Annotated in this window: 2 protein-coding genes; both read right to left on the reverse strand. The window is 59.2% G+C overall.

What is annotated here, in order from left to right; translation table 11 throughout:
* The coding region (locus FJ398_27130) for a malto-oligosyltrehalose trehalohydrolase (protein ID MBM3841551.1) at window positions 1-328 on the reverse strand (328 nt) is incomplete at its 3' end.
* 101 nt (window positions 329-429) lie between these two features.
* Window positions 430-2,343 (reverse strand): 1,4-alpha-glucan branching protein GlgB, encoded by a 1,914-nt coding sequence (gene glgB / locus FJ398_27135; protein MBM3841552.1) that lies wholly within the window; start codon window positions 2,341-2,343, stop codon window positions 430-432.
* Window positions 2,344-2,602: the final 259 nt, after the last annotated feature.

The raw sequence follows: 2,602 nt of genomic DNA on the forward strand, positions 1-2,602 counted from the left end.
TGTAATCCCGCAGCGGCAGGCCGGTCCAACCCTGGTCATCCCAGGTGAAGTTCGGGTCAATCACCGCGGACGGTCCATGCACGCCCGCGGGCTGGAGGCGGGACGCCGGATCAGGGAACTCGCGCTGGCCGTCGAGCCGATAAAAGTATCGCGCGCCGGGCTTGATTCCGTTGAGAATCGCCGCGAGATAACCGTCCTTGGCGCCCCTCAATTGCGCGAACCGTTCTCCTCTGCCAACAAGATGAACTTCGACCTGGCGTGCTCGCGGCGCCCACACAGAAAAGGAACATCGCCCACGACCAAGGTAGTGTGATCCCAAGGCGGTCATGCCTCATCTTTCTCCCTCGTCATCAAAGGAGACATGACGACGAGGTCTTGCAGTAAGTGGCATTGGGGAGGTTTAAGAAGCCCAAACTCCAGACCCCTCTCTCAAGGGAGCGGCCCGTGCTTGAACATCACCGCGCCCAGCGGCGGGAGCGTGATCGTGATCATGCACGGCTGGCCATGCCACGAAAACGGCACGGCGTCCACGCCCCCGAAGTTGCCTTGCCCGCTGCCTGCGTAGTCCCTGGCATCCGTGTTCAGAATCTCCTTCCAATGGCCAGGGCGCGGCACGCCGATTCGGAAATTCGAGCGCGGGACCGGCGTGAAATTGCACACGATCACGATGGCGTCCGGGGTGGCGACTCCGTAGCGCGCCCAGCTCAATGTGCTTTCCTCGGCGTTATGGCAATCGATCCAACTGAATCCGGCCGGATCAGCATCGCCTTCATGAAGCGCAGGCTCAGTTCGGTAGAGCTGGTTTAGGTCCGCGACCAATCGTTGCAGGCCGCCGTGGAAGGCGTATTGCGTGACGTGCCAGTCCAGGCTCGATTCGTGATTCCATTCGGGCCATTGCCCGAACTCGCCGCCCATGAACAGGAGTTTCTTGCCGTTCTGCGCGTACATGTAGGCAAACAGGAGCCGCAAGTTGGCGAACTTTTGCCACTCATCTCTGGGCATCTTGGTGATCAGCGAACCTTTCAGATGCACAACCTCATCGTGCGACAACGGCAGCACGAAATTCTCTGTGAAGGCATACATGCCGCGGAAGGTCATCTCGTTGTGATGATACTTGCGATGGACGGGGTCCTTCGTGAAATACGTCAGCGCATCGTGCATCCAGCCCATGTCCCATTTGAAGCCGAAGCCCAGCCCGCCCACGTAAAGCGGGCGCGACACCATCGGCCACGCGGTCGATTCCTCGGCGATGGTCTGGACATCCGGGAAATGCTTATAGGCTTCGAGATTGAAGCGGCGCAGGAAATCGATCGCTTCCAGGTTCTCGCGCCCGCCGTATTCGTTGGGAATCCATTCGCCCGCTTTGCGGGAGTAATCGAGATAGAGCATGGAAGCAACTGCGTCCACGCGGAGGCCGTCGATGTGATATTTGTCGAGCCAGAAGAACGCGCTGCTGATGAGAAAGCTCCGGACTTCGTGGCGCCCGTAATTGAAGATGTAGCTGTTCCAATCCGGGTGAAACCCCTTCCGCATGTCCATGTGCTCGTAGAGATGCGTGCCGTCGAAGTAAATCAGCCCGTGCTCGTCGCAGGGAAAATGCGAAGGCACCCAATCGAGGATGACGCCGATGCCGTGCTGGTGCAGGCAATCGATCAGATACATCAAATCTTGCGGCGTCCCGTAACGGCCCGTCGGCGCGAAGTAACCGGTCGTCTGATACCCCCACGAACCGTAAAACGGATGTTCGGTGACGGGCAAAAACTCGACGTGCGTGAATCCCATCCGCTTCACGTAATCGGCAAGCTGGGGAGCCAGTTCGCGGTAGGTGAGATGGCGATTGTTTTCATCCGGCACGCGCATCCACGAACCCAGATGTACTTCGTAGATTGAGATGGGGCTGCTGTGTTTGGAACGCGAGCCGCGCTCCTTCATCCAGGACTGGTCCTGCCAGTCGTATTTCAAATCCCACACGCGCGAGGCCGTCGCCGGCGGCGTTTGATGATAAAACCCGACCGGGTCCGCCTTATCGACCCGATAGCCGTTGAAGCGCGAAGCGATGTGATACTTGTAAGTGGCGCCATGCGGGATGCCGGGCACAAAGCCCTCCCAGATTCCGGAACTGCCCTTGGAGCGGAGCGGATGGCTGCCTTTGTCCCAATGGTTGAAATCGCCGATGACCGAGACATATTCCGCATTGGGCGCCCAGACGGCAAAATGCGCGCCGGCCACGCCGTCGCGTTCACTCAGATGCGCCCCCAGCTTTTCGTAGAGGTGGAAATGAGTGCCCTCGTTGAAGAGGTGCAAATCGTCCGCGCTGATAGATTTCGAGGCAGTTTTTTTCATTGATTGTGTCGTGCGCCAAACCTCTCACCCGACCGAGCCGTGCCGAATGTAATCGACTTGCGAATCACCCGGCAACCTCGAATGGGCCGCCCTAATCCCACAGCCCGCACGGATGATTCAAGAATCGAGCCGGAGATAGGGGTAGGGATGACACACGAGCGTCACCCCTCCCTCCGAACCGGACGGGCGGATTTCCCGCATCCGGCTCTCCGGTTGATGGGGTCTCGACGAGAGAGAGCGCACCTTTCGTGCGGTCTCC

This window comes from Verrucomicrobiota bacterium (genome assembly GCA_016871535.1).
In the GTDB taxonomy this organism is placed as follows: domain Bacteria; phylum Verrucomicrobiota; class Verrucomicrobiia; order Limisphaerales; family SIBE01; genus VHCZ01.

Excerpts from the sequence above, each read along its gene's own strand:
- glgB (MBM3841552.1), bottom strand. The coding sequence starts at position 2,343 with ATGAAAAAAACTGCCTCGAAATCTATCAGCGCGGACGATTTGCACCTC.